This is a genomic window from Nocardioides sp. SR21, assembly GCF_022761125.1.
Taxonomy (GTDB): Bacteria; Actinomycetota; Actinomycetes; order Propionibacteriales; family Nocardioidaceae; genus Nocardioides.
Window position 1 is genome coordinate 140771 of the sequence record NZ_JAKWJR010000010.1, and the last position, 26957, is coordinate 167727.

Annotated in this window: 26 protein-coding genes; 10 read left to right on the forward strand and 16 right to left on the reverse strand. The window is 73.2% G+C overall.

What is annotated here, in order from left to right; all coding sequences use genetic code 11:
- Positions 1-167: 167 nt before the first annotated feature.
- The 5 genes from araA to topA form a co-directional block, all read right to left on the reverse strand.
- Complete coding sequence (gene araA, locus MJ604_RS18880; RefSeq protein ID WP_243060140.1) at positions 168-1670, reverse strand: L-arabinose isomerase; 1503 nt, start codon at positions 1668-1670, stop codon at positions 168-170.
- Positions 1667-2338 carry an L-ribulose-5-phosphate 4-epimerase gene (locus MJ604_RS18885; RefSeq protein WP_243060141.1) on the reverse strand — a complete coding sequence of 224 codons (672 nt, stop codon included), beginning with the start codon at positions 2336-2338 and terminating at the stop codon, positions 1667-1669. Before MJ604_RS18885 ends, araA begins: the two co-directional genes overlap by 4 nt.
- Positions 2335-3981: a ribulokinase gene (gene araB, locus MJ604_RS18890; RefSeq protein WP_243060142.1), complete on the reverse strand. Its 1647-nt coding sequence runs from the start codon at positions 3979-3981 to the stop codon at positions 2335-2337. The genes MJ604_RS18885 and araB overlap by 4 nt, the downstream gene beginning before the upstream one ends.
- 57 nt (positions 3982-4038) lie before the next feature.
- Positions 4039-5061: a LacI family DNA-binding transcriptional regulator gene (locus MJ604_RS18895; protein WP_243060143.1), complete on the reverse strand. Its 1023-nt coding sequence runs from the start codon at positions 5059-5061 to the stop codon at positions 4039-4041.
- 170 nt (positions 5062-5231) lie between these two features.
- Positions 5232-7925 (reverse strand): type I DNA topoisomerase, encoded by a 2694-nt coding sequence (gene topA, locus MJ604_RS18900; RefSeq protein WP_243060144.1) that lies wholly within the window; start codon positions 7923-7925, stop codon positions 5232-5234.
- 154 nt (positions 7926-8079) lie between these two features.
- Between topA and MJ604_RS18905 the strand changes: the two genes are divergently transcribed.
- Positions 8080-8592 (forward strand): sigma-70 family RNA polymerase sigma factor, encoded by a 513-nt coding sequence (locus MJ604_RS18905; protein ID WP_243060145.1) that lies wholly within the window; start codon positions 8080-8082, stop codon positions 8590-8592.
- Positions 8589-9305 (forward strand): hypothetical protein, encoded by a 717-nt coding sequence (locus tag MJ604_RS18910; protein ID WP_243060146.1) that lies wholly within the window; start codon positions 8589-8591, stop codon positions 9303-9305. Before MJ604_RS18905 ends, MJ604_RS18910 begins: the two co-directional genes overlap by 4 nt.
- On the opposite strand, the gene MJ604_RS18915 is transcribed toward MJ604_RS18910, so the two are convergent.
- The 3 genes from MJ604_RS18915 to MJ604_RS18925 all read right to left on the reverse strand — a co-directional run bounded on the left by MJ604_RS18915 (position 9306) and on the right by MJ604_RS18925 (position 13748).
- Positions 9306-10766, reverse strand: coding sequence for a class I SAM-dependent methyltransferase (locus MJ604_RS18915; RefSeq protein ID WP_243060147.1), 1461 nt, complete (start codon positions 10764-10766; stop codon positions 9306-9308). It abuts the gene before it with no gap.
- A 71-nt stretch (positions 10767-10837) separates the two neighbouring features.
- Complete coding sequence (locus MJ604_RS18920) at positions 10838-13210, reverse strand: sodium-translocating pyrophosphatase (protein ID WP_243060148.1); 2373 nt, start codon at positions 13208-13210, stop codon at positions 10838-10840.
- 199 nt (positions 13211-13409) lie between these two features.
- Positions 13410-13748, reverse strand: a complete 339-nt coding sequence (locus MJ604_RS18925; protein ID WP_243060149.1) for an STAS domain-containing protein — start codon at positions 13746-13748, stop codon at positions 13410-13412.
- Positions 13749-13922: 174 nt separating this feature from the next.
- Between MJ604_RS18925 and MJ604_RS18930 the strand changes: the two genes are divergently transcribed.
- The 3 genes from MJ604_RS18930 to MJ604_RS18940 all read left to right on the forward strand — a co-directional run bounded on the left by MJ604_RS18930 (position 13923) and on the right by MJ604_RS18940 (position 17233).
- Positions 13923-16259: a DEAD/DEAH box helicase gene (locus tag MJ604_RS18930; protein WP_243060150.1), complete on the forward strand. Its 2337-nt coding sequence runs from the start codon at positions 13923-13925 to the stop codon at positions 16257-16259.
- Positions 16260-16268: 9 nt separating this feature from the next.
- Entirely contained in the window at positions 16269-16568 is a 300-nt protein-coding gene (locus tag MJ604_RS18935; RefSeq protein WP_243060151.1) for a hypothetical protein, read from the forward strand.
- A gap of 83 nt (positions 16569-16651) precedes the next feature.
- Positions 16652-17233 (forward strand): hypothetical protein, encoded by a 582-nt coding sequence (locus MJ604_RS18940; RefSeq protein ID WP_243060152.1) that lies wholly within the window; start codon positions 16652-16654, stop codon positions 17231-17233.
- 6 nt (positions 17234-17239) lie between these two features.
- Here the strand turns inward: MJ604_RS18940 and MJ604_RS18945 are convergent, their stop codons facing one another.
- The 7 genes from MJ604_RS18945 to ssd all read right to left on the reverse strand — a co-directional run bounded on the left by MJ604_RS18945 (position 17240) and on the right by ssd (position 21946).
- On the reverse strand, positions 17240-17578 hold the full coding sequence (locus MJ604_RS18945) for an Rv3654c family TadE-like protein (protein ID WP_243060153.1): 339 nt from the start codon (positions 17576-17578) through the stop codon (positions 17240-17242).
- Positions 17575-17952 carry a TadE family protein gene (locus MJ604_RS18950; RefSeq protein ID WP_243060154.1) on the reverse strand — a complete coding sequence of 126 codons (378 nt, stop codon included), beginning with the start codon at positions 17950-17952 and terminating at the stop codon, positions 17575-17577. The genes MJ604_RS18945 and MJ604_RS18950 overlap by 4 nt, the downstream gene beginning before the upstream one ends.
- Entirely contained in the window at positions 17952-18143 is a 192-nt protein-coding gene (locus MJ604_RS18955; protein WP_243060155.1) for a DUF4244 domain-containing protein, read from the reverse strand. Before MJ604_RS18955 ends, MJ604_RS18950 begins: the two co-directional genes overlap by 1 nt.
- A gap of 137 nt (positions 18144-18280) precedes the next feature.
- Positions 18281-19003, reverse strand: a complete 723-nt coding sequence (locus MJ604_RS18960; RefSeq protein WP_243060156.1) for a type II secretion system F family protein — start codon at positions 19001-19003, stop codon at positions 18281-18283.
- Positions 19000-19758: a type II secretion system F family protein gene (locus tag MJ604_RS18965; protein WP_243060157.1), complete on the reverse strand. Its 759-nt coding sequence runs from the start codon at positions 19756-19758 to the stop codon at positions 19000-19002. Before MJ604_RS18965 ends, MJ604_RS18960 begins: the two co-directional genes overlap by 4 nt.
- A complete protein-coding gene (locus tag MJ604_RS18970) occupies positions 19755-20900 on the reverse strand; it encodes a TadA family conjugal transfer-associated ATPase (RefSeq protein WP_243060158.1) in 1146 nt (381 codons plus the stop codon). The genes MJ604_RS18965 and MJ604_RS18970 overlap by 4 nt, the downstream gene beginning before the upstream one ends.
- A complete protein-coding gene (gene ssd, locus MJ604_RS18975; protein ID WP_243060159.1) occupies positions 20897-21946 on the reverse strand; it encodes a septum site-determining protein Ssd in 1050 nt (349 codons plus the stop codon). The genes MJ604_RS18970 and ssd overlap by 4 nt, the downstream gene beginning before the upstream one ends.
- Before the next feature lie 121 nt (positions 21947-22067).
- On the opposite strand from ssd, the gene MJ604_RS18980 reads away from it, so the two are divergent.
- The 4 genes from MJ604_RS18980 to MJ604_RS18995 are packed head-to-tail and all read left to right on the forward strand — an operon-like array spanning position 22068 to position 25027.
- The gene (locus MJ604_RS18980; RefSeq protein WP_243060160.1) at positions 22068-22859 is read left to right on the forward strand and encodes an HAD family phosphatase; all 792 of its coding nucleotides are present in this window, start codon (positions 22068-22070) and stop codon (positions 22857-22859) included.
- A gap of 58 nt (positions 22860-22917) precedes the next feature.
- Positions 22918-23364, forward strand: a complete 447-nt coding sequence (locus MJ604_RS18985) for a hypothetical protein (protein WP_243060161.1) — start codon at positions 22918-22920, stop codon at positions 23362-23364.
- Positions 23361-24674 (forward strand): hypothetical protein, encoded by a 1314-nt coding sequence (locus MJ604_RS18990; RefSeq protein WP_243060162.1) that lies wholly within the window; start codon positions 23361-23363, stop codon positions 24672-24674. Before MJ604_RS18985 ends, MJ604_RS18990 begins: the two co-directional genes overlap by 4 nt.
- Positions 24671-25027 carry a hypothetical protein gene (locus MJ604_RS18995; protein ID WP_243060163.1) on the forward strand — a complete coding sequence of 119 codons (357 nt, stop codon included), beginning with the start codon at positions 24671-24673 and terminating at the stop codon, positions 25025-25027. Before MJ604_RS18990 ends, MJ604_RS18995 begins: the two co-directional genes overlap by 4 nt.
- 348 nt (positions 25028-25375) lie before the next feature.
- Here MJ604_RS18995 and MJ604_RS19000 read toward each other — a convergent pair whose 3' ends face one another.
- Positions 25376-26101, reverse strand: coding sequence for an oxidoreductase (locus tag MJ604_RS19000; protein WP_243060164.1), 726 nt, complete (start codon positions 26099-26101; stop codon positions 25376-25378).
- A gap of 35 nt (positions 26102-26136) precedes the next feature.
- On the opposite strand from MJ604_RS19000, the gene MJ604_RS19005 reads away from it, so the two are divergent.
- Positions 26137-26949 (forward strand): class I SAM-dependent methyltransferase, encoded by an 813-nt coding sequence (locus MJ604_RS19005; protein WP_243060165.1) that lies wholly within the window; start codon positions 26137-26139, stop codon positions 26947-26949.
- The last annotated feature ends 8 nt before the right edge of the window (positions 26950-26957 follow it).

Consider the following 26957-nt stretch of genomic DNA (forward strand, 5'->3'; position numbering starts at 1 on the left):
AGACGCGAGGAGCCCCGAGTCCCACCTCGGTCAGGTGAGGCAGGTCTCGGGGCTCGTCGACAGCGTTGGCCGCCGCGGACCGATCGCATTGGTGTGTGACGATCAAGCCTGATCCGCGGCGGTCGACCAGTATCGACCACCGACCGGTCGCGATCCAACCGGCGCGGTCACAGCCCCTGCGCCAGTCGGTGGTACGCCGCGTTCCACCTCAGCTCCTTGGCCAGGCCGCGGATCGTGGTGTCGGCGTCGACCAGCACCAGCTCGGTGCCGGTCATCTCCGCGAGGTCCTCGACGTGCTCGGCGGTCAGGGCGGTGGACAGCACCGTGTGGTGCGGTCCGCCGGCCATCAGCCAGCCCTCGGTCGACGTGCGGAGGTCGGGCGCCGGTCGCCACACCGCGCGGGCCACCGGGAGGTTCGGCAGCGGCGCGTCCGGCGGGACGACCTCGACCTCGTTGGCGACGAAGCGGAACCGCTCGCCGAGGTCCGCCAGGCCGAGGACGATCGCGTCACCGGCGGCGGCGTCGAACACCAGTCGGACCGGGTCCTCACGACCGCCGATGCCGAGCGGGTGGATCTCCAGCTTGGGGCGCTCGCCCGACATGCTCGGGCAGACCTCGAGCATGTGCGCGCCGAGGATCTTCTCCTCGCCGGGGACCAGGTGGTACGTGTAGTCCTCCATGAACGACGTGCCGCCGGGCAGGCCGGCCGCGACCGTCTTGAGGGTCCGCACCATGACCGACGTCTTCCAGTCGCCCTCACCTCCGAAGCCGTAGCCGTCGGCCATCAGGCGCTGGACGGCGAGGCCGGGGAGCTGGCGCAGGCCGCCGAGGTCCTCGAAGTTCGTGGTGAACGCGGCGAAGCCGCCCTCGGTGAGGAAGCCGCGCAGGCCGGCCTCGATGCGGGCGCCGTAGCGCAGCGACTCGTGGCGGTCGCCGCCGGGCAGCAGATCGGCGGAGACGTCGTACGTGTCGGCGTACTCCTGGACGAGCGCGTCGATGTCGGCGTCCGCGACCGCGTCGACGACGGCGACCAGGTCGTTGACGCCCCACGTGTTCACGGAGACGCCGAAGCGGCGCTCGGCCTCGACCTTGTCGCCCTCGGTGACCGCGACGTTGCGCATGTTGTCGCCGAAGCGGGCCAGCTTGAGGCCGGTCATCTCGGCGCGGCCGAGCGCGGCGCGAGCCCAGACGCCGACGCGGCGGGCGACCTCGGGATCGTCGGCGTGGCCGGCGATCGTCTTGCGGGTGACGCCCATCCGGGTTTGCACGGCTGCGAACTCGCGGTCGCCGTGCGCGGCCTGGTTGAGGTTCATGAAGTCCATGTCGATCTCGGCCCACGGGAGCGCCTGGTTCGCCTGCGTGTGCAGGTGGAGCAGGGGCTTGCGCAGGGCGTCGAGACCGGTGATCCACATCTTCGCCGGGCTGAACGTGTGCATCCACGCGATCACGCCGACGCACGCGTCGTCCGCGGTCGCGTCGAGCAGCGCACGCCGGATCGCGTCACCGCCGGTGAGCACGGGCTTGGTGACGACGCGGACCGGCAGCTGCGGCGACGCGTCGAGCTTGGCCGCGATCTCGGCGGAGTTGGCGGCGACCTGGTCGAGGACCTCGGGACCGTAGAGGTGCTGGCTCCCGGTGAGGAACCAGATCTCCTGCTGCTTGTCGTTCACGCGTTCCCTCCGGCCTGGCCGTAGACGTTCTGGTAGCGGTCGTGGAGCGAGTCGATGTGCTCCTGGGCGATCGGCAGCGGCGTGCCGAGCTGGCGCGAGATGTGCACCGTGCGGGCGACGTCCTCGACCATCACGGCGGCCTTGACCGCCGAGCGGGCGTCCTTGCCGATCGTGAACGGCCCGTGGTTCTGCATCAGGACGGCGGGCGAGCGGCTCTCGCGCAGGGTCTCGACGATGCCGCGGCCGATGGAGTCGTCGCCGATCAGCGCGAACGGCCCGATCGGGATCTCACCGCCGAACTCGTCGGCGGCCATCGTCAGCACGCAGGGCACCGCCTCGCCGCGGGCCGCCCAGGCGGTGGCGTACGTCGAGTGCGTGTGCACGACGCCGCCGACGTCGGGCAGGTGCCGGTAGACGTAGGCGTGCGCGGCGGTGTCCGAGCTCGGCGCTCGGGTGCCCTCGACGAGGTGGCCGTCGAGGTCGCAGACGACCATCGCGTCGGCGTCGAGGTCGTCGTACGAGACACCGGACGGCTTGATCACGAACAGGTCCTCGCCCGGGACGCGGCCCGAGACGTTGCCGGCGGTCCAGACGACGAGGCCGTAGCGGGTCAGCTCCTGGTGGAGCGTCGCGACCTCCTCGCGGAGCTGCTGGATCGCGTCGCTCATCGCCGCGCCTCCCGCCGGATCGCCTTGAGCCGGCGCATCACCTCGTTGGCGCCGCGGCCGAAGTAGTCGTGCAGGGTGCGGTACTCCGCGTAGAGCCTGCGGTACGCCGCCGCGCGCTCCGGGTCGGGCTCGTGCGCGGCCCGCTCGACGCCACCCATCGCCGCGGAGGCCGCGTGGATGTCGGCGTACGCACCGGCCGCGACCGCCGCGTGGATCGCCGAGCCGAGCGCCGGGCCCTGGCTCGAGCGGATCACGGAGATCGGCATGTCCAGCACGTCGGCGTAGATCTGCATGACGAGCGGGTTCTGGAGCAGCCCCCCGGCGACCACGAACTCGCGGACCGGCACGCCGGCCTCGTTGAACGTGTCGACGATGGTGCGTGCGCCGAACGCCGTCGACTCGATCAACGCGCGGTAGACGTCCTCGGGCCGGGTCGCCAGGGTCAGGCCGAGCACGAGTCCGCTGAGCTCGTGGTCGACCAGCACCGAGCGGTTGCCGCTGTGCCAGTCCAGGGCGACGAGGCCGTGCTCGCCGACGGCCTGGGTGCTCGCCTTCTCGGTGAGCAGCTCGTGGACGGACAGCCCGCGGGCCGCCGCCTCCTCGCCGACCGCCGCGGGGACCGAGTGCGTGACGAACCAGTTGAAGATGTCGCCGACGCCGGACTGGCCGGCCTCGTAGCCCCAGAGCTCGGGAGTGACGCCGCCGTCGACGACCCCGCACATGCCCGGGACCTCGCGGAGCACCTCGCCGTTCATGATGTGGCAGGTCGACGTCCCCATGATCGCGAGCATCTGGCCGGGCTCGGTCGACTGCGCGGCGGGCGAGGTCACGTGGGCGTCGACGTTGCCGACCGCGACCACGATCCCGGCCGGGAGACCGGTCCAGGCGGCGGCCTCGTCGGTGAGCCGGCCGGCCTCGGCGCCGAGCCGGCCGGTGACGACCTCGAGCTTGTCGGCGACGAAGTCGGCGAAGTCGAGGTTGAGCTCGGCCAGGAAGTCACGGGTGGGATAGGTGCCGTCCTGGAAGATGCCCTTGTAGCCGGCGGTGCAGGCGTTGCGGACGTAGGTGCCGCAGAGCTGCCAGATGATCCAGTCGGCCGCCTCGACCCAGTGCTCGGTGGCGGCGTACGTCGCCGGCGCCTCCTCGAGCAGCTGCAGGCCCTTGGCGAACTCCCACTCCGAGGAGATCAGCCCGCCGTAGCGCGCCAGCCAGGCCTCGCCGCGCTTGGCCGCGAGCGCGTTGATCCGGTCGGCCTGCGGCTGCGCGGCGTGGTGCTTCCAGAGCTTCACGTAGGCGTGCGGGTCGGAGGCGAAGCCCTCGACCTCGTTGAGCGGCGTGCCGTCGGCGGTCGTGGGGACCATCGTGCAGGCGGTGAAGTCGGTGCCGATCCCGATCACGAGGGTCGGGTCGATGCCCGCGGCGCGGACCGCGGCCGGGACCGCGGTCTTGAGCACGTCCACGTAGTCCGACGGGACCTGGAGGGCCCAGTCCGGGCCGAGCGGGGTGCCGTCCGGCAGCGCCTGCTCGAGCACGCCGTGGGCGTACTCGTGCACCGCGGTGCCGAGCTCGGCGCCGTCGGCGACGCGGACCACGACCGCCCGACCGGACAGGGTCCCGAAGTCGACGCCTACTACGAATGCCATCTCGGCGACCCCCTGGATGTGAACGTTCACGAATTGTGAACGTTCACATCGGCGTCGTCAAGTGGTCCGCGGGCCGGCCGTCGATCCGCGCACCACCAGGGAGGTGGGCACCAGGTCGACCGTCGGCTGCTCCTCACCGGCGAGCACCCGCTCGAGCAGGTCCATGGCGCGCCGGCCGAGCTCGGCGAAGTCCTGGTGCACGCTGGTCAGCGGCGGATCGAGGTACGCCGCCTCCGGGAGGTCGTCGAAGCCGACCACGGAGATGTCCGCGGGCACCCGGCGGCCGGCCTCGCGCAGCGCCGCCATCACGCCGATCGCCATCTGGTCGTTGGCGGCGAAGATCGCGGTGACGTCGGGGTCGCGCGCGAGCGAGGCGCCGGCGGCGTACCCGCTCCGGGCGCTCCAGTCGCCGCCCCAGCGCAGCGGCGGCACCGGCCGGCCCCACGCCTCGAGCTCGAGCCGCCAGCCCTCGACCCGCGCGGTCGCCTCGGCCCAGCCCGGCGGGCCGGCGACCTGGACGACCGTGTGGTGGCCGAGCTCGAGCAGGTGCCGGGTGGCCAGCTGGGCGCCCTGGACGTTGTCGACGCCGGCGGTCAGCGGCACTCGCGACAGGTCGCCCTCGACGACCAGCATGGGCACGCCGATGTCGGCCTCGGTGTCGAAGCGCAGCAGCGACTCGCGCGGGACGATCAGCACCACCGCCTCGACGCCGAGCTGGAGCAGCTCCTCGACGGCCTCCTGGGTGTCACGCTCGCTGAGCTCGTGGAGCGTGCTGACCGAGAGCCGGTAGCCGGCCTTGCGGGCGGCGGCGTCGAGCGCCAGCGACACCTGCTGCGGGCCGTACTGGCTGGTGCCCCAGATCGCGACGCCGATCAGGCCGGAGTGCTTGAGCGCGAGCAGCCGCGCGGACTGGTTGCGCCGGTAGCCGAGCTCGGCGATCGCGTCCTGCACCCGCGCCGCCGTCTCGGGCCGGACGCTGGCCGGGTCGTTGAGGACCCGCGACACCGTCTGGTGCGAGACGTTCGCGCGCGCCGCGACGTCGGCCATCGTGGGCTGACGCTTCCGGTTGCTCGCTGGCATGCGCGCAGGCTATCCACCACTGGGGGCGTTGGGCGGCCACTCGGTGGGGTCGACGACGCGGGTTCACCATGTGATGCAGGCGAACCCGCACTTCTCATGGCGTGCAGGCCGTGTGAAGTGCAGGTTCGACCACATCACATGGTGAACCCGCACCCGCCCCGCCCACAGCCCTAGGACTTCTTGGCCGCGGCCTTCTTGGTGGTCTTCTTCGCGGCGGTCTTCTTGGCCGCCTTCTTGGCGGGCGCCTTCTTCGCGCCCTTCTTGGCGGCCTTCTTCGCCGGGCCCTTGGCGCGGCGCTCGGCGAGCAGCTCGGCGGCGCGCTCGATGGTGATCGACTCGACGGTGTCCTCCTTGCGGAGGGTGGCGTTGTACTCGCCGTCGGTGACGTACTCGCCGAAGCGACCCGCCTTCACGACCACCGGCTGCTTGGAGACCGGGTCCTCGCCGAGCTCCTTGAGCGGCGCGGCGGCCGCGGCGCGACCGCGCTGCTTGGGCTGGGCGTAGATCCGCAGCGCCTCGTCGAGCGTGATGCTGAGCAGCTGGTCCTCGGAGGTCAGCGAGCGGGAGTCGGTGCCCTTCTTGAGGTACGGCCCGTAGCGGCCGTTCTGGGCGGTGATCTCCTCGCCGTCCTCGGCGACGCCGACCACGCGCGGCAGCGACAGCAGCTTGAGCGCGTCGTCGAAGGTGATGGTGTCCAGCGACATCGACTTGAACAGCGAGCCGGTGCGCGGCTTGTCGCCCTTCTTCGCGTCCTCGGGCAGCACCTCGGTGACGTACGGGCCGAAGCGCCCGTTCTTGGCGACGATCTGCAGGCCGGACTCCGGGTGCACGCCGAGCTCGATCTCCTCGCCGGCCGGGTTCGCGAGCAGCTCCTTGGCCTTGGCCACGGTGAGCTCGTCGGGCGGCAGGTCGTCGGGCACGTTCGCGCGGACGGCGTACGCGTTGCCCTCGTCGTCGGGGCCCTCGAGGTACGGGCCGTAGCGCCCGACGCGCAGGTTGATGCCGTCCTCGGGCGTGCCGACGGGGAACGTCGCGAGCTCGCGGGCGTCGATCTCGCCGAGACCGTCGACCAGCGGCTTGAGGCCGACGACGGAGTCGGAGCCGTAGTAGAACTCGCCGAGCTCGGTCTTGAGGTCCTTGCGGCCGCCCGCGATCTCGTCGAGGACGTCCTCCATGCCGGCGGTGAACTCGTAGGACACCTGGCGCGGGAAGTGCTCCTCCAGCAGCCGGATCACCGAGAACGCCAGCCACGCCGGCACCAGCGCGGTGCCCTTCTTGTAGACGTAGCCGCGGTTGAGGATCGTGCCGATGATCGAGGCGTACGTCGACGGTCGCCCGATCTCGCGGTCCTCGAGCTCCTTGATCAGCGTGGCCTCGGTGTAGCGGGCCGGCGGCTTGGTCTCGTGGCCGTTCGCGCCGAGCGAGGCAGCGGTGACCGGGTCGCCCTCGTGCAGGTCCGGCAGCGGGACCTGGTCGTCGTCGCTGCGCTTGCCGGCGTCGGTGCCCTCGACGTACGCCTTGAGGAACCCGTGGAACGTGATCACGCGACCGGACGCGGCGAACACGACGTCGCGGCCGTCGGAGGCGGCGCCGCCGACGCGGACCGACACCGACTGGCCGACGGCGTCCTTCATCTGCGACGCGACCGTGCGCATCCAGATCAGCTCGTAGAGCCGGAACTGGTCGCCGGTCAGGCCGGTCTGGGCCGGGGTGCGGAAGCTGTCACCGGCGGGCCGGATCGCCTCGTGCGCCTCCTGGGCGTTCTTGACCTTGCTCGCGTAGGTGCGCGGCGCGTCCGGGAGGTACTCGGCGCCGTACAGCTCGCGGACCTGCGCCCGCGCGGCGTTGATCGCGGCGTCCGACAGCGTCGTCGAGTCGGTACGCATGTAGGTGATGAAGCCGTTCTCGTACAGGCGCTGGGCGACCGACATGGTCACCGACGCGCTCATGCCGAGCTTGCGGCTGGCCTCCTGCTGGAGGGTGGTGGTGCGGAAGGGCGCGTACGGCGAGCGGCGGTACGGCTTGGCCTCGACCGAGCGGACGTCGTACGTGGTGTCGGCGAGCGCGGCGACCAGCGCCTCGGCGGCGGTCCGGTCGAGGTGGACCCGCTCGTCCTTCTTGCTCTTGAGCAGGCCGTCAGGCCCGAAGTCCGATCCGCCGGCCACGCGGCCGCCGTCGATCGAGTGGAGCTTCGCCGGGAACATCCGGGGCTCCTTGGAGGCCCCGGCGTCGAACGTGCCCTCGAGGTCCCAGTACGACGCGACCTTGAACGCCATCCGCTCGCGCTCGCGGGCCACCACGAGGCGAGTCGCGACGGACTGCACCCGGCCGGCGGAGAGGCCGGACATGACCTTCTTCCACAGCACCGGGCTGACTTCGTAGCCGTAGAGGCGGTCGAGGATGCGGCGCGCCTCCTGGGCCTCGACGAGGTCCATGTCGAGCTCGCGCGGGTTGTCGGCGGCCGCGAGGATCGCGGGCTTGGTGATCTCGTGGAACACCATCCGCTTGACCGGGATGTTCTTCGGCTTGAGCTCGTCGAGGAGGTGCCAGGCGATCGCCTCTCCCTCGCGGTCCTCATCGGTGGCGAGGTAGAGCTCGTCGGCGTCCTTGAGCAGGCCCTTGAGCTTGGTGATGTGCGCCTTCTTGTCCCGCGGCACGACGTAGTAGGGCTCGAAGCCGTTGTCGACGTCGACCGCGAGGCGGCCCCACGGCTTGTCCTTGATCTTCGCGGGGGTGTCCGCGGCGCTGTTCGGGAGGTCGCGGATGTGGCCGATGGAGGACTCGACGACATAGCCCTGGCCGAGGTACCCGCCGATCGTGCGGGCCTTCGCCGGGGACTCGACGATCACCAACTTGTGCGCCACTGCGACTTCTTTCTTCCTGCTTCGGGGTGCTCCGGCCGAACACGGTAGCGCGAACGGTCCGAAACCCATTCCCGGCGGCCCTCAACGTTCGCGGGGTGCCCGCCGTCAAGAGAGAGTAGGTGAGAGGCAAGACGGACGACTCGGAGGCCGAGGGATGGACCAACGGACGGACCCTGACTTCGCGGACTTCGTGGCCGTGCAGACCCGGCCGCTGCTGCGGCTGGCGCACGCGCTCACGGCGAACCCGCACGACGCCTGGGACCTCACCCAGGAGACGCTCGCCCGGCTGGGCGAGCGGTGGGGACGGACCCGGTTCGACGAGCCGGCGGCGTACGCCCGCACGGTGATGGTGCGGCTGAACATCGACCGGATCCGCCGGCTGCGGCGCGAGCTGCCGCTGCTCGGCGGCCCGTCGGAGGCGGCGCCCGTCGAGGTCGTCGGCGAGACCGACGCCTGGCTGGTCGAGGCGCTGGCGACCCTCTCACCGCGGCAGCGCACCGCGCTCGCGCTGCGGTACGTCGAGGACCTCGACGTACGCGGTATCGCGGCGCGGATGGGCTGCTCGGAAGGAACGGTGAAGAGCCAGCTGTCCCGCGGGACGGAGCGGCTGAGGGAACACGCGCGCGAGCACGGCCCGCTGCGCACCACGACGGGAGACACGGCATGACCGAGCAGCAGATCAGGGACGGCTACGAGCGGCTCGGCGGTGCGCTCCTCCCACCGCTGGACACGTCCGAGCGGGTGGCGCGACGGGTCACGGTCCGCCGGCGCCGCCGCCGGGCGGGCGTCGTGGGCGCGGCGACGCTCGTCGTGGTGGCCGGGGTCGGCTCCGCGGTCGTCGTGAGCGGGGGCGACGACCCGGTCGGGACCGGCATCGCCGTCGACCCGCCGTCCGGCCCGGTGAGCACGCTGGTGATGACCCGGCCCGACGGGTCGACCGTCGCGTTCCCCGACGTGACGGTGTCGTGCGACCCGCCGGTGGCGAACGGCGACCAGCCGATCGACAGCCCGACGCCGGACCGGATCTGGGCGTACAGCCCGATCGAGTTCACCGGGTCGATCGAGGACGACGACGCCATGGTGAGCCAGCCGTTCGTCATGATCCAGGGGATCCTGTCCGAGCTCGGCGAGGAGCGGGTCTTCACGTACCCGATCGAAGGCCCGGAAGGTGCCAGCCCGGAGCCGATCAACGTCTTCATCGCGGACACCGAGGGCGCCCCGGACGGCAACGAGCTGTCGAGCTCGGTCGGCGACACCGGCACCGTCCGCGTGCTGGAGGCGTCCTGCGACCCGGTGCCGGTGCTGCGGCTCGAGGTCGGCGGCACGCTCGGCAGCGAGGAGGGCAAGCAGTCCGTCGAGCTCGCCGGGTCGCTCGGCTAGTCAGGCCTGGAGGAATCCCTCGAGCACGAGCTCGCGGGCCACCGGCAGGTAGGTGTCGCGGGTCTGCTGCGGGTCGAGGTCGAGCAGCTGGCTGACCGCGTCGAGGATCTGCCCGACGCTGAGGTCGCCGTCGCAGGCGCCGAAGAACGCCGCCTCGACGGTGTCGACCTGGCGGGCCCGGCGCAGGCCGCGCTGCTGGCGGAGCACCACGGTCTCGGGGTCGGGCTCCCCCGGGGCGCCCACCGTCTCCTGGCGCACGTCCACGCGCGCCACGAGGTGGGAGTCGAGGCCGACCGTCGCGTCGACGGCGCGGCCCCAGTCCCGGATCGCCGTCGCGACCGGCTGCTCGACGTCGTACGGCCACTCGAGGAACTCCGAGGCCGAGCCGCCGCTGCGCCGCAGGTTGATCCAGCCGAACCCGATCGCCTCGATGCCCTGCTCCTCGAACCACGACAGCCAGGTGTCGTAGCGGACCAGGTAGTCGTTGGTGCCGTGCAGGCCGGCGTCCTTGAGCCAGAGCTCGACGTACGCCGCCGGGTCGATCAGCTCGCGCTGCACGACGAAGGTGTCGCAGCCCTCCGGGACCCAGCCCGCGATCCGCTCCTGCCACGCGCCGCCCGCGGGCACCACCCAGTTGGCGAGCACCTGGCACCAGCCGCCGTCGGCGAGGTGGTCGGGCGCGGTGCGGACGATGTGCTCGACGACGCGGTCGCCGGGCAGCCCGGAGTCGCGGTAGACGAGCTGCTCCCCCGTGGCGGGCGAGATCACGAACGGCGGATTGGTGGCGATCAGGTCGAACCGCTCGCCGGCCACCGGCTCGAAGAACGAGCCGTCGCGCACGTCGACGCGGTCGGCCACCTCGTTGAGCGCGGCGTTGAAGCGGGCGATCCGCAGCGCGCGCGGGTTGACGTCGGTCGCGACCACGGTGCCGCTGTGCCGGGCCAGGTGGAGGGCCTGGACGCCGCACCCGGTGCCGAGGTCGAGGGAGCGCCCGACCTCCTCGCGCAGGGTCAGCTGCGCGAGCGACGTCGAGGCAGGGCTGATGCCGAGGACGTGGTCGGCGCCGACCCGGTTCGCGCTGCCGTCGAGGCCGGGGGTCAGGTCGCTCAGGACCCAGAGGTGCTCGTCGTCGGCGGCGTACGGCCGGACGTCGAGGCGCGCGGCGACCTCGCCGACGGTCTGCTCGAGGATGCCCTCGACGGCAAGCCGGTCCACCAGGCCCGGCAGCGCGCGCTGCGCGGCCGCCAGCTCGACCGGCGCCTGCAGGAGGAACAGCCGGATCAGGGTCTCGAGGGGGAAGCCGCCGGAGGTACGGCGCAGGCCCGGCGTGGTCTCGTTGCGACTGAGGGCGGCGAACGCCGTCCGACCGAGCACCTCGGCGACCCCGTCGTACGTGAAGCCGGCCATGACGAGGGCGCCCCGGAGCCGCGCCGGGAGCTCGGAGATCGAAGCAGCGTTCACCAGACGAGCGTAGGTCCTCTACAGCACCGTGGCCCCACCCGATCCGCTCGGGTGGGGCCACGGTGCTGGTGCTAGTGCGTCTCGATCTGCTGCGTCGGCGCCGGATCGGTCGGCGGCGGCGGAGGCGGCTCGGTCGGCGGCGGGGGCAGCGGCGGGGCCGGTGTCCCCGACTGCTCGTCGCCGAGCGTGACCTCGCGCTGCTTGGAGACGTAGACCGCGCCCGCGATGATCGCCACCGCCACGAGGGCGATCACGATCCGGAGGGGGTCGTTCTGGTCCTCCCCGACACTCATCGAGACGACGGCGCTGGCGATCAGGAGCGAGACCAGGTTCATCACCTTGATCAGCGGGTTGATCGCCGGGCCCGCGGTGTCCTTGAACGGGTCGCCGACCGTGTCGCCGATGACCGTGGCTGCGTGGGCCTCGGAGCCCTTGCCGCCGTGGTTGCCGTCCTCGACGAGCTTCTTCGCGTTGTCCCAGGCACCACCGGAGTTGGCCAGGAAGACCGCCATCAGGGTGCCGGCGCCGATCGCGCCGGCCAGGAAGCCGGCGAGCGCGGTCACACCGAGCCCGAAGCCCACTGCGATCGGAGCCAGGACCGCCAGGATGCCTGGCGTGATCAGCTCACGCAGCGAGTCCTTGGTGACGATGTCGACGACCTTGCCGTACTCCGGTCGGCCGGTGCCCTCCATGATCCCGGGGATCTCCCGGAACTGCCGGCGCACCTCGTAGACGACGGCTCCCGCGGCCCGGGCGACGGCGTTGATCGCCAGGCCCGAGAACAGGAACACGACCGCCGCACCGAGCAGGACACCGACGATGACCGACGGGTTGAAGACCGAGAAGTCGAGCTGGTAGATCTCGTCGTTCGCGACGTTGGCGTCGTTCAGCGACTCGAAGACCGAGGTCGCGTAGGAGCCGAAGAGCGCCGTGGCCGCGAGGACCGCCGTGGCGATCGCGATGCCCTTCGTGATCGCCTTGGTCGTGTTGCCGACCGCGTCGAGCTCGGTGAGGATCTGCGCGCCCTCGGGGCTGACGTCGCCGGACATCTCCGCGATGCCCTGGGCGTTGTCGGAGACCGGCCCGAAGGTGTCCATCGCGACGATCACCCCGACGGTGGTCAGCAGGCCGCATCCGGCCAGGGCGACCGCGAACAGCGAGACCGTGAGGGCGGCGCCACCGAGGAGGTAGGCGCCGAACACGGCACCGCCGATGACCAGCGTCGTGTAGACGGCGGACTCGAACCCGACCGACAGGCCGGAGAGGATGACCGTGGCCGCGCCGGTGAGCGAGGTCTTGCCGACGTCCTTCACCGGCCGGTGCTCCGTGCCGGTGTAGTACCCGGTGAGCGCGAGGATGCCGGCGGACATGATGATCCCGATCACCACGGCGGACGCCGCGATGAACCGTGGGTCGCCGTCGGCCGAGACGAGGTCGCCGGCGATGTTGTCGAACTCGCCGAAGCTGCTCGGCAGGTAGACGTAGGCCAGGATCACGCTGGCCACGGCGGCGATGGCCGAGGACAGGTAGAACGACCGGTTGATGGTCGTCAGGCCGTTGACGCCGGCCGTCGGCCGGGTGAGGTAGACGCCCGCGACCGCCGTCAGTGCGCCGATCGCCGGGATCAGCAGCGGGAAGACCAGGCCCTTGTCGCCGAACGCCTGGGAGCCGAGGATCAGCGCGGCGACCAGCGTGACGGCGTACGACTCGAAGAGGTCGGCGGCCATGCCGGCGCAGTCGCCCACGTTGTCGCCCACGTTGTCGGCGATGGTGGCCGCGTTGCGGGGATCGTCCTCGGGGATGTTGTTCTCCACCTTGCCGACCAGGTCGGCGCCGACGTCGGCCGCCTTGGTGAAGATGCCACCGCCGACGCGCATGAACATCGCGAGCAGGGCGGCGCCGAAGCCGAAGCCCTCGAGGACGTCCGGGGCCTCGTCCTGAAAGAACAGCACGACCAGGCTGGCGCCGAGCAGGCCGAGGCCGACGGTCAGCATGCCGACCATCGCGCCGGTCCGCAGGCCGATCCGCATGGCCGGCTCGCGGCCCTGCGTGTTCGCCGCCGCCGCCACCCGGAGGTTGGCGCGGACCGCGAGGTTCATGCCGAGGTAGCCGACCGTGGCCGAGAACCCGGCGCCGATCAGGAAGAACACCGACCGGAAGATCCGGACCACGGCGTCGTCGGCAGGTAGGGCGAGCAACGCGAAGAACGCGATCGCGGCGAAGATCGCCAGCGTCCGGAACTGCCGGGTCAGGTAGGCGTTCGCGCCTTCCTGCACCGCTTGGGCGATGTTCTTCATGTTGTCGGTGCCCTCACCGGCGGCAAGTACCTCTTGGCGGAACATCGCCGCCATCGCGAGCGCGCCGAGCGCGATCAGTGCGACGACGATGACCAGCACGAGATTGCCGCCGGAGACTTCCACGACTGCGGGAGAGATCCCCGTCATGCGTTTCCTCCTCGAAGAGAGAGTGATCCATGTCTCACGGCGTGCGGCGGAGTCTACGCACGACAGGCGGGCGGAAAGCACGGACATGTGATCCGTGCCACATCGCGATTCTTCGGGGACGCAGAAATGTGCTCGACCCCGGCGTCCGAGGACGCCGGGGTCGAGGCTGTCTGGGGCTGTCTGGGGCTGTGCGGCCCGGTCAGCTGCTGGCGAGTGCGGCGTCCGCCGACTCGTGGATCACGAAGACCTTCGCGAGTCCGGTGATCCGGAAGATCTTCAGGAGCCGGTCCTGGTTGCAGACCAGCTGGAGGGAGCCGTCGTGGGCGCGCACCTTCTTCAGGCCGCCCACGAGGACGCCGAGTCCGGTCGAGTCCAGGAACTCGACCTCTTCCATGTCGATCACGATGTCGTAGACGCCGTCAGCGACCAGCTCCGTGATCTTGTCGCGAAGCTTGGGGGCCGTGTAGACGTCGATCTCGCCCCCGACGGCCACGATGGTCTTGCCACCGGCCTCGCGCGTGGTCAGAGTCAGGTCCACCTATGTCTCCCGCAAATGTTCGGTTGCCGGAGGGGTTGTCGGCATGGAGCCCGACATCCGGCCAGCACCATGAAACCACGCTCGCACGGTGAAGCGCACAAAAGCGGCCCTCTCTCCACAGGTCAGAGTGTCGCGAGCGGCGCTCCTGTCGGTGCCGTCGAGGACAATGGAGCGGTGACCTCGACCCTCGGATCCCGCCCGCTCGGCGTGCGTGACCTGGTCGAACGACTGGCCGCCGTACCCGGTCGCGAGGACCGCCTGCGCCACCTCGAGGTGCTGCCCGCGCGCCCCGCGACCCACGCCCACTGGCCGGAGTGGGCCGACGCCGACCTGGTCGCCGCGCTGCGTGCCCGCGGGGTCGAGCGCCCCTGGCGGCACCAGGTGATCGCGGCCGAGGCAGCGCACGCGGGACAGCACGTGGTGCTCGCCACCGGCACGGCGTCCGGCAAGAGCCTGGCCTACCAGCTGCCCGCGCTCTCGGCGATCCGCGCCGCGCGCGGCAGCCGCGACCAGCGCGGCGCGACGGTGCTCTACCTCGCGCCGACCAAGGCCCTGGCCCAGGACCAGCTCGCCGGGATCGTCGGGCTCGGGCTGGACGTGCGGGTGACCACGCACGACGGCGACAGCGCCCGCGAGCAGCGCGACTGGGCGCGCGACCACGCCGAGTACGTCCTCACCAACCCCGACATGCTCCACCGCTCCCTGCTGCCCGGGCACTCGCGGTGGGCGTCGTTCCTCGGCTCGCTGCAGTACGTCGTCGTCGACGAGTGCCACCACTACCGCGGCGTGTTCGGCGCCCATGTGTCGCACGTGCTGCGCCGGCTGCGCCGGATCTGCGCCGTGTACGGCGCCTCGCCGACGTTCGTGCTCGCCTCCGCGACCGTGGCCGAGCCCGAGGTGGCCGCCGCCCGCCTGACCGGCCTCGACGTGATGGCGATCACCGGCGACGACTCCCCACGCGGCGAGGTGTCGCTGCTGCTGTGGGAGCCGCCGCTCACCTCGTTCACCGGCGAGAACGGCGCCCCGGTGCGGCGCGCCGCGTCGTCGGAGGCCGCCGACCTGCTGGCCGACCTGGTCGTCGAGGACGTCCGCACGCTGGCGTTCATCCGGTCCCGCCGGGGGGCCGAGCAGGTCGCGATGACCGCCGCCGAGCTGCTCGCCGACGTCGACGCGTCGCTGCCGAGCCGGGTCGCGTCGTACCGCGGCGGATACCTGCCCGAGGAGCGCCGCGCGATCGAGGAGGCGCTGCGGCGCGGCGAGCTGACCGGGCTGGCCGCGACGAACGCGCTCGAGCTGGGCATCGACATCAGCGGGCTCGACGCGGTGCTGATCGCCGGGTTCCCCGGCACCCGCGCCGCGCTGTGGCAGCAGGTCGGCCGCGCCGGCCGCGGCGCCCAGGACGCCCTGGGTGTGCTGGTCGCCCGCGACGACCCGCTCGACACCTACCTCGTCAGCCACCCGGAGGCACTGCTCGGCCGGCCGGTCGAGGCGACGGTGATCGACCCGTCGAACCCCTACGTCCTCGGCCCGCACCTGTGCGCCGCCGCGCACGAGGCGCCGCTCACCGAGGCCGACCTGCCGCTGTTCGGGCCGACCGCGCGCGACGTCGTCGACGCGCTGACCGACGGCGGGCTGCTGCGCAAGCGGCCGCGCGGCTGGTTCTGGACCGACCGGCGCCGGGCCAGCGACCTCGCCGACATCCGCTCGACCGGCGGCTCGCCGGTGCAGCTGGTCGAGGCCGAGACCGGCCGGATGATCGGGACCGTCGACGCCTCCAGCGCCCACGGGACCGCCCACCCGGGCGCGGTCTACGTGCACCGCGGCGAGACCTGGCTGGTGCGCTCGCTCGACCTCGACGACCACGCCGCGGTCATCGAGCGCGCCGACCCGGACTACTCCACGACGGCCCGCGAGATCACCGACATCTCGATCGTCCAGGAGCGGGAGCACCGCGTCTGGGGCGGCTGCCGGCTGTCGTTCGGCGAGGTGGACGTGTCGCACCAGGTCGTGTCGTTCCTCAAGCGGCGCCAGCCCAGCGGCGAGGTGCTCGGCGAGGAGCCCCTCGACCTGCCCGAGCGGTCGCTGCGCACCGCCGCGGTCTGGTGGACGGTGCCGGAGCACGCGCTGACCGAGGGCGGGCTGACCGGCCAGGACCTCCCCGGCGCGGCGCACGCCGCCGAGCACTGCTCGATCGGCCTGCTACCGCTGTTCGCGACGTGCGACCGCTGGGACATCGGCGGCGTCTCGACCGCCGTACACCCCGACACCGGGCAGCTCACGGTGTTCGTCTACGACGGTCACCCCGGCGGCGCGGGCTTCTCCGAGCGGGGGTTCCACGCGGCGCGCGAGTGGCTGACCGCGACCCGCGACACGATCGCGGCCTGCGAGTGCGACGAGGGCTGCCCGTCGTGCATCCAGTCGCCGAAGTGCGGCAACCAGAACAACCCCCTCGACAAGACCGGCGCCGCCCGCCTCCTCGACGTGCTCCTCGAGGGGGCCCCACGGGAGTAGCCTCCCGCCATGGTCGTTCTGGGTCTGATCCTCATCGCGGCGGGCGCCCTCGCCATCGTCGGCGCCGTCTTCACCGCCGAGGGCACGGTCGAGCTGCTCGGCACCGACATCAGCGCGCTGGCGCTGTTCCTCGTCGGTCTGGGCAGCGGCATCGCGCTGTGGTGGGGCTTCTCGATCGGCAAGTTCGGCACCAAGCGCACCCTGCGCCAGCGCCGCGAGAGCAAGCAGCTCAGCGAGCTGTCCGAGAAGCTCGAGAAGCACGAGGACGAGCGCGGCGACGACGTCAAGGACGACCGCTCCAACTGGTGACGGGACGCAACCCGTCCAGACAGGCGAGACCCGCACCCGCGACTCGCCCTAGCCTGCCCGCACCACTGCGTACGGGAGGCACCGTGAACCGTCGACTGACCGCCCTCGCGATCGCGGCCGCGACCCTCGTCGCCGGCACCGCGGTCGGCGCCGCCACCGAGACCGCCACCGCCGGTCCCGGCGAGGACACGGTGAAGGTCACCATCAGGCTCGACGGTTGCGGCAGCTGCTGGGTGGGACTCGTCCACTACGACGACACCGACGCCGACACGTACTGGTCCCCCGGGCAGAAACGCGCCCAGCGCGGCAGGGCCGTCTTCGACGTCCCGGTCGGCAAGGCGCAGGGCCTGTCCATCTCGATCGATGCGACGTGGGCGACGGCCTACGTGCACGGCGCCCAGTACGTCGTGACGCAGTACGGCGGGTTCGAACCCGGTGACCGGGTCAGCCGGCACCAGGCGCTGCACGCCGAGGAGGGCAGCCGGTGCTGGGTCGGCACCGACCGCGACCGGACCATCCACGTGAAGGTGGCCAAGAAGCGGTACGGGTCGGCTCCCGAGGTCGGCCTCGTCGCCTGGGCGAGCCCGACGCTGGCGAGCACCAACCTGGGCGATGTCCACGACGGCACGATCGTCACGACCCACCCCCACTGCCCCGCGTCCTGACCGCCGCTACGCCGGCCCGGCTCGGGCCTCGGCGACCAGGTCGCTCTCCTGGCCCGGCCAGCGCGGCCCGCTGACGCTCACGCGGACCGTGGCCTCGCGGCCGGCGATGACGCAGGACGTCAGGCGGGCGCCGTTCGCCACCGCGGTGTCCGCACCCGCCGCGCAGGGGTCACGCCCGCCACCGATCGCGGTGGCCGCGGAGAGGGCGGCCAGGTCGGCCGCGGACTGCGCCACCCGATGGGCGCGCACCATCGCGGCCGCGACGCCGAGGGCCGCGCCGAGCAGGAGCAGCACCGCGAGGCAGGAGACCGCGAAGAGACTGGCCGAGCCGCGCTCACCTCTCACGGCGACTCCTCGGTCGCGGCGACCGCCTCGGCGGAGACCGTCACCGACGGCAGCCGCGAGAACAGCCCGCCCGGCCCGGACACCCGGCCGGTGACGACGGCGGTGACCTCGGTGCCGTCGTCGTGCACGCTGACCGTGCTGCCGTCGGGCGCCACCCGCTCGCCACGCGCGACCGCGGCGGCGGTGTCGTCGCCCCGGGCCACGGCGCGCGCGGTCTCGCGAGCGGCGTCGACCGCGCGGACCTGGGCCGCACCGACCGCGAGCAGCCAGACCAGCCCGATGGTCACCGCGATCAGCAGTGGGAGCGCCATGGCCAGCTCGGCGGTCGCCGCCCCGCGCTCGGTGCGGCGAGTCCGCGGATCGGCGGCCTGCACTACCCGATGCCCAGCAGGCCGAGGACGTGGTCGAACAGGGTCTTGAGCAGCTGGTCGCCGAACCCGCCGGTGAGCAGCTTGTAGAGCAGGCCGGCGAGGCCGGCGCCCGCCGCGGTGCCGACGGCGTACTCCGCGGTGGTGATGCCGCGCTGGTCGGTGCGCGAGCGGCGGGAGAGGTGCTGCAGGGACATGAGGGACTCCGTTTCCCGGCCACCCGATGCGGCCGATATGACGACCCTCGGCGATGCCGGGGACGTTTCGCCGCCCGCCCGCGGACCGCTGTGGAGGGACCGGTCGGGACGCCTCCGGTGGACAGTTCGTGGCCCGGTCAGAGCTCGAGGCCGGTCAGCAGCGCGACCACCAGGGGCACGATGCCGATCAGCACGAACGCCGGCAGCAGGCACAGCCCGAGCGGGACCGCGGCCTTCACCCCGACCGCGCGCGCCCGGTCCTCGGTCTCGGCCCGCGCTGCGCGGGCCAGGTCGTCGGCGAGCCGCTCGACGGCGGCCACCACGGGCGCGCCGGTCTGCTGCGCGCGGGCCAGGGCGCGCCCGAGCCGGCCGAGCTGGGGATCGTCGGCCAGCCCCGACCACACCTGGACCGGGTCGAGGCCGAGCTCCAGCCGGGCCGCGACCCCGGACAGCCGCTCGGTGGCCGGACCCGGGAGCGCGGCGCACACCAGCCCGATGCCCGCGTCGGGCGCGGCCCCGGAGCGCAGCGTGGCCGCGAACAGCTCGACGACATGCGGCAGGTCGCGGCGGACCGCCTCGCGGCGGCGGCGTACCTCGGTGGGCTCCGCCCGGCCGATCACGGCCCAGGCGCCGGCCGCGGCCGCGATCGCGACCAGCGGGCCCGCGCGGCCACCGACGAACACCAGCGCGCCGAGCCCGGCGAGACCGCACCACCACCAGCGGAACCGGTGCAGCCAGCCGGTGGAGGCGGCAGCGGACTCGGCGGCGCTCGGAGGAACGGTCGTGCGGAGCCCCGGGCGGACCGGGACCGCGAGCGCGGCCGCCACGGCGGCGCCGAGGACGGCGACCCACGTGGTCATCCGGCGCGCTCCGCCTCGGCGGCGATCGCCTCGATCCACCAGAGCCCGGCCAGCCCGAAGGCCAGTCCGCCCGCCAGGCAGGCGAGTCCCGCCGGGCGACCGAGCAGGAAGCCCCACGGGTCGCCGCCGGCGCCGGAGCCCATCGCGAGCGCGAGCACCGGCAGGCCGGCGACCAGCCGGGCGGTCGCCCGGGCGGAGGCCAGCTCGCCGGCGACCAGGCGCCGCGTGGCGCCTGCCGCACGCAGCGACTCGGCCACGCGGTCGACCGCGGAGGCGAGTCCCTGACCGGTGCGGTGGGCGACCTGCCAGGCAGCGGCCACGATCCGCAGGTCGCGCGCGCCCTCGAGCTCGGAGGCCACCTCACGCAGCGCCGCCGGCACGTCGGCGCCGACCCGGAACGCCTCGGCCACCGGCAGCAGCGGCGGCCAGGTCGCGGCCGCTCGGTCCAGGGCATCCCCCGGAGGCCGGCCCGCTGCCAGCTCGCCGGCGAGCAGCTCGCAGGACTCCTGCACCTGCGCGGCCACCGCTTCGGCGCGACGTCGTCGCCGCCGGCGCCGCCACAACCCGTGAGCGCCGACCGCCGCCCCGGCCAGCACCAGGGCCAGCGCGCCGACCTGCGGGACCAGGAGTGCGCCGCCGAGCGTCACCAGGACGAACGCCGGCACCCGCGCCGAGCGAGGCGCCGGCAGCCGTGGCGGTGGACGGAGCAGCAGCAGCACCGCGAGCGCGGCGCAGCCCGCCGCGACGGCGATCATGACCCCAACCGGGCGCTGAGCGCCGCGGCACCCGGGCCGGGCGTCGCGCGGCCGGCGTCGTCGATGTCGAGCGCCGGGAGCATCGTCACCAGGCCGTCCGACCCCCGAGCAGGGACCGCGACCTGGCGGAGCCGGCGCACCCCGTCAGGCCCTCGGGCCAGGTGGAGCACGACGTGCACGGCTGAGGCGAGCTGGCTGTGCGCCGCCTCCCGCCCGAGTCCGGCCGCAAGTGCCAGGGCCTCGACCCGGGCGGGCACGTCGACGGCGGAGTTGGCGTGCAGGGTGCCGCAGCCGCCTTCGTGACCGGTGTTCAGCGCGGCCATCAGGTCGACGACCTCGCTCCCGCGCACCTCCCCGACGACCAACCGGTCCGGCCGCATCCGCAGCGCCTGCCGGACCAGCGCCCTCACCTCGACCGCGCCGGCGCCCTCGATGTTGGGCGGTCGGCCCTCGAGCGCGACGACGTGCGGATGGTCGGGGCGCAGCTCGCTGGCGTCCTCGACCAGGACGATCCGCTCCTCGGGCGCCACGCGGGAGAGCAGCGCCGCGAGCAGCGTGGTCTTGCCGGAGCCGGTGCCGCCACTGACCAGGAACGCCAGCCGGGCCGCGACGACCTCGTCCAGGAGCTCGGCGGTCCCGTCCGTGAGGGTGCCGAGCCCGACCAGCTCGTCGAGGCGGAACGTCCGCTGCCGCGGTACGCGCAGCGAGACGAGGGTGCCGGGCCGCGACAGCGGGGCGAGGACGGCGTGGAAGCGGGTGCCGTCCGGGAGCCGGAGGTCGACGTACGGGGTGCTGTCGTCGAGCCGTCGCCCACCGAGCGCGGCGAGCCGCTGGGCGAGGCGGCGCACGGCCTCCTCGTCGGGGAACCGCACCGTCGTGAGCTCGAGGCCCGAGCCGCGGTCGAGGTAGACGCGTTCCGGACCGTTGACCAGCACGTCCGTGACGCCCGGCGTGCGCAGCAGCGGCTCGAGCGGGCCGGCGCCGACGACGTCTCGCCGCAGCGTCTCGTACGCCGTGAGCACCGCCGCGTCGCCGACCGGGCGACCGGTCTCGCGCAGCGCCTCGGCGACCCGGTGCGGGGTGAGGGCGCCGGGGCTGCGCGCCAGCCGGTCGCGGACCGCCTCGAGGTCGTCGACCGTCATGCCGCAGCAGCCTGGATCAGCGAGAGCTGGTCGAGCACCTCGGTCGCGGCGCGGCCCAGGTTGCTGCGCCGTGAGCGCACCGGCCCGAGTCCGAGGTCGATCGCCTCGGCCAGGCCGCGCTGGTCGGCCATCCGGGCCAGGACGGGGATGCCGGTGGCGCGGCTGATGGCGGTGGGCTCGACACCGCTGCCGCGCAGCACGAGTCGCACCGAGGTCGGGTCGGGATGCCGGGCGCAGGTGCGCACCGCGGACGCGACGCCGGCCACCGTCGGCACCACGACCACCAGCAGCCGGTCGCACCGTGCGGCGACCTCGTCGACCACCGGGTCGGCGGTGCGCGGCAGGTCGACGACCACCAGGTCGTGCCCGCGCCGGGCGGCCGACAGCACCTCCCGGACCGCGAACGCCTGGAGCGTCCCCGGCGGACCGGCGTGCCAGGTCAGCGCGCCCAGGCCCTCGCGCCGGGGCAGCGCCTCGCGCAGCGACCGCGCGCTGAGCCGGCCGGTGGTCTGGCACAGACCGTCCCAGCGGACGCCGTGTCGCTCCTCCAGGCCGAGCACCCGGTCGATGCCGGGGCCGAGCGGGTCGGCGTCGACCACGACCGCCCGGCCGGACCGGGCCGCCACCTGACCCAGCGCGCACGCGAAGGTCGTGGCACCGGCGCCGCCACTGCCCCCGGTCACACCGATGACCAGGCCCTGCGCGGGCTCGGCGTCGCCGAGGTCGGTCAGCGTCTCGGTCAGCCACGCCTCGCTGCTCGGCAGCTGCGCGACGCTCTCGGCGCCGACGGCGAGCGCGACCCGGAACATCTCGTCGGGGACCGCGCCCCAGGCCACGACGTACACCCGGGGCCGCCGCGCCGGCGCGATCCGCGCGAGGTCCCCGGCGACGTCCGCGCCGACCAGCACGAGCGGCGCGGCGCCCCATCCGCGCAGCGCAGCCGCCACGTCGCCGGCCACGTCGGGAGCGACGCCGGCCGCGGCGGCGAGCCGGAGCAGCTCGTCGAGGAGGGACTGGTCACGGGTGATCAGGAGCGGTGCGGTCATGGCGTGGATGTTTCCCGGGCACGCCGACGTCGTCTCGGGGCGACGTACACCCATGTGGACAGGGACGTTCGACACGGGAGTTGTGGAGGAAAGGTGGGCCGTCCCCGCCTACGATTGCGCCATGCCGACCGCGGCCTTCTTCGACCTCGACAAGACGATCATCGCCAAGTCGAGCACGCTCGCGTTCAGCAAGCCGTTCCAGGCCGGTGGCCTGATCTCGCGGCGCGCGGTGCTGCGGTCGGCGTACGCGCAGTTCGTCTACCTCGTCGGCGGCGCGGACCACGACCAGATGGAGAAGATGCGGCAGTTCATGTCGCAGCTGTGCGCCGGGTGGGACGTCGCGACGGTGCGCGAGATCGTCGCGGACACCCTGCACAACATCGTCGACCCGCTCGTGTACGACGAGGCGGTCGGGCTGATCGAGGAGCACCACCTCGCCGGCCGCGACGTCGTGGTCGTGTCGGCGTCGGGCGCCGAGGTCGTCGAGCCGATCGCGGAGATGCTGGGCGCCGACCGGGTGATCGCGACCCGGATGGAGATCGCGGAGGGCAGGTACACCGGCGGCATCGAGTACTACGCGTACGCCGAGGAGAAGGCGCGCGCGATCGAGGAGCTGGCCGCCGAGCTCGGCTACGACCTCGAGAGCTGCTACGGCTACAGCGACTCGGTCACCGACGTACCCATGCTCGAAGCCGTCGGCCACGCCCACGCGGTGAACCCGGACAAAGAGCTGCGCCGGATCGCGGCCGAGAAGGGCTGGCCGGTGCTGGTGTTCACCAAGCCGGTCGCGCTCCGCTCGCGGGTGCCGTTGCCGCCCGCGAAGCCGACGCTCGCTGCGCTCGCCGTCGGCGGCATGGTCGCCGTGGGCGGGGTGCTGTGGGCCAACGCCCGCAAGCGCCGCCTGGGCGCCTGAGCCACAGGCCGGAACCTTCCACCTGCCGGATGTCGGCGGCGCGACCTAGCGTCGCTCCATGGCACCTCCTCCCGCGCTCGCGCTCCGCATCGTCAGCAGGTACGACGACGTCAGCCGGCGCGTCGACGTCGAGATCACCGGCAGCCGCGGTGTCCTCCACGAGGACGGGCGGGCGACCGAGTTCGAGACCGCGCGGCTGTGGCCGACGGTCCGCGCGCTGCTGCCGCCGCTCGACCAGCTCCGTGCCGATCCGCCGGCGCACCGCTCCCCCACGCCCGACCGCGCTCCCGGCCCCGACTGGGCGACCGAGTGCCGGGCGATGGTCGCGATCGCGACCGGCACCGACGCCAGGCCCGTCGTCCGCACGTGGTTCGCGACCGACGACGAGCTGTGGTCGGCCGAGGTGGGCTCGGTCCGGTTGGCCCGTCCCGGCGATCTCGCCGACCTGCTGGTCTGGGACGTCACCGGCGCCCTCGAGACCCTCGTCGGGCAGGCAGTGCCGTGACCGTCACCCACGGGATGGACACCGACGCCGGCCGCCGGGCCGGCGCGGAGATCCAGCAGGGCGCCGACCGGATCACCGAGCTCGCCCAGCGCCTCGACCTGGCCCTGATGTCCTTCGACTGGACCGGCACCGACGCCGACCGGGTGCGCGCGACCTGGCGCGAGCAGGAACGACCGGCGCTCGACGCCACCGCCCAGCACCTCGGCGCACTCGCGGTCCTGCTCGACGGCGAGGCGCAGGCGCAGGACCAGGTCTCGGACCAGGCGTCCGGCACCACTGCTCCCGCGGCCGGCCACCTCGGCACGCTGCTGGCCGGGCTGGTCCGCACCGGCGAGGGCGCAGCGGACTTCGAGTCGAAGCTGTCCGACGTCCTCACCGGCGAGCGGGACTGGTCGGTCGCCGCGCTCGCGGCCAGCGCCCTCTCGACGGTCGGCGCCGGGGTCGGCACGGTCATCGGCGCCATCACCGGCGAGGACCTGCACTGGTTCGACGAGGGCCCCGGCGTGGCGGGCGGCCCCGTCGCGGCGCCCACCGATCCCAGCCAGGCCAGCCAGTTCCACCCGGTCGTCGCCCGCCCCACCGACCTGCCCTCGCTGATGCAGGGCGTGACCGACAGCTACCAGGTCGGCGCCGAGCCCGGCAGCAACGGCGACGTGCGGATCACCCGCGTCGACAACGGGTCGGGGACGCCGGCGTACGTCGTCTCGATCCCGGGCACCGAGACCTGGAGCCCGTCGGCCGGCGCCACCGGTCGCGACCTCACCGCGAATCTCCAGCTGGTCGCCGGCAACCCCACGGCCGCCGCGCAGTCCGTCGAGCTCGCGATGCAGCAGGCGAACATCCCCGCCGGCGCTCCCGTGATGCTCGTTGGGCACAGCCAGGGCGGGATCATCGCGGCGACGCTGGCGTCCGACCGCGCGTTCGTGGAGCGGTACGGCGTCACGAACGTGCTCACCTACGGCGCCCCGATCGACCACGTGGCGATCGACCCGTCGGTGCGGGTGCTGCAGGTGCAGCACGGCTTCGACGTGGTGCCGCGGCTGGATCTCGGCGGGCTCAGCACCGGGTCCGACCTGTTCCCCGACCGGCAGCCGGTGGTGACCCTCGACAGCCCGGGCCGCTTCTGGGAGGCGGGCGTCAACCACAGCTACGTCGAGTACGCCCAGTCGGTGCGCGACGAGCTCGGTGCCGACACCGACGCCGGCCGTATCCTGCGGGAGTACCAAGCCTCGCTCTCGCCGTTCCTCGTCACGTCCGGCGGAAGCGTGAGCGCCGTCGACGTCCCCGTCAGCCGAGGAGGCCGCCCGTGAGCGGACTCGTGTCACGCCTGCTCGGCCGCCGACCGACCGACGAGAAGGTCACCGCCGAGGTCACGACGGCGATCGCGCTGGTGCCCGGAGTGATCGACGGCGAGGTCCAGTACAACCGCCTGCAGTACTCCTCCGGCGCCCTCAGCGGGTACGTCGACCTCGACGCGGCGCCGACGTTCGAGCACGTCCTCCGCGCCGCCCACCAGAGCCTGCGCCGGCTCCTCGGCGCGGACGCCGACCGGGTCGTCTACTACCTCACCGGCCGCGCCGCCGACGGCACCACGGTCACCGCGGAGCAGCTCGGCCTGCCGCAGCGACCGACCGGGACGGACGTCGCCCGTCGCTACGCCTGACGCCCACGCGGCCGTCGTTGTCAACCCTTGAAGGTCCGGGTGAAGAGGCGTACACAGGTGGGCAGAACTCCACACAGCAGCACGTGAGCCGGGTACCCACGCGGCGATCTACCCTTCCTACAGGGCGCTCGCTCCCGGGAACTCCCCGGAGCAGTAGTTAGATGTTGCACGCTTGGTAGCCAGCGGCGTCACGTGTCAGCGGCGGCACCCGGACCAATCACATCGAGACAGCCGGGTGCCGTTCGCATGTCTCAAGCGAGGCACGTCGCGAGACGAGGTTGAGGGCGACCACGGCTGAGCCTGCGAAGCCGTGACGGAGCGTCTCGAAACCCAGTCAGCTCAACAGCATCATTCAGCCGAACGCCGCAGCGGGCTCGCCTCCGCGCCCGCGGCGTACCCCTCGGCGGCGTACAGCAGCCACGCGTGGGCGCCGGCCAGGCCACCCTCGCGGTACCCCCGCAGGTTCGACTCGTACGCCGGCCGCAGCGCGAGGTGACCGGCCTCGGGGACGACGAGCGACTTCTCGTCGACGCCGCGCGCCACCAGCACCAGCCGCTCGGCGGCCCGCGCGACGATGCCGTTGTGCGAGCCGAACGGCGCGGAGGTGGCGATCTCGGCGTGGACGACCGCCGCGACCACCAGGGCGGGCGCCTGGGTCGGCGCGGTCAGCAGCTCGCCGATGCCGCGCAGGTGGTCGGCCGACGCGGCGTCGCGTGGCCGGCCCCGGAACGTCTCGAGCGACCCGGCCGCGGCCAGCGCGTGGATGCGGGCCAGCGCCTGCAGGGGTGAGGTGTTCATCGCCGGCGCCAGCGAGAGCAGCTCGACCGACACCCGCACGGCGTCCGCGGCGATCTCGTCGCCGGTGCCCTCACGGACCTCTGCGAGCGACGACCCGGAGCCCTCCAGCACCGCGCTGGCGTGGGCGCCGCGCAGCAGGCTCTCGGCGGTCATCTCCGGGGAGGTACGGCGCAGCCCGCGGTCGCGCAGCATCACGTCGATGCCGTCCCGGGCGGCGGCGAAGGCCGACGGCACGCCTTCGAGGGACGCGAGGGCGGCGAGCGGCTCGAGGGTCACAGGAGACAACGTTAACTGCGGGTACGGTGGGCCCGATGACCGATCCCTCCCGCTCCTTCGGCTCCGTCGCGGCCGCCTACGACCGAGCCCGCCCGTCGTACCCCCGGGAGGCCGCCGACTGGCTGGTCGGCGAGCAGCCCGTCACCGTGCTCGAGCTCGGCGCCGGCACCGGGAAGCTGACCGAGGTGCTGGTCGCCGCCGGGCACGACGTCCACGCGACCGACCCCGACGAGCAGATGCTGGAGCGGCTGCGCGAGCGGCTGCCCGACGTCCGCACGTCGGTCTCGTCCGCGGAGGCGATCCCGGCGCCGGACGCGTCGTACGACGTCGTCGTGGTCGCCCAGGCGTTCCACTGGTTCGACCACGACGTGGCGCTGCCGGAGATCGCTCGCGTGCTGAAGCCCGGCGGTCGGCTGGCCGCGGTGTGGAACCAGCGCGACGAGCGGATCCCGTGGGTGCGCAAGCTCGGCGCGATCATCGGGACCCAGGAGAGCCTCGTGTCGGCCGAGCAGCTGGAGGCCACTCCCCTGTTCGACCCGGTCGAGGCCGAGACGTTCCGGCACTGGCAGGTCGTGGACCGTACGTCGATCCAGGACCTCGTGCTCTCCCGCTCCAACGTCGCCGTCCTCGACGAGGACGGCCGGGCCGCGAAGCTCGCCGAGGTCCTCGCGTTCTACGACGACTACGGCCGCGGCATGGACGGCATGCAGCTGCCGTACCGCGCCAGCTGCTACCGCGCGACGGTCGTGGCCGCACCCGGCGTCGTCTCGGGACAGGCCGACCAGACCAGTGCGCCCATCTCCGACGACGGCGCCGATTCGGACGTGCTGCTCATCGACTTCCGCTAGCGTCCCCG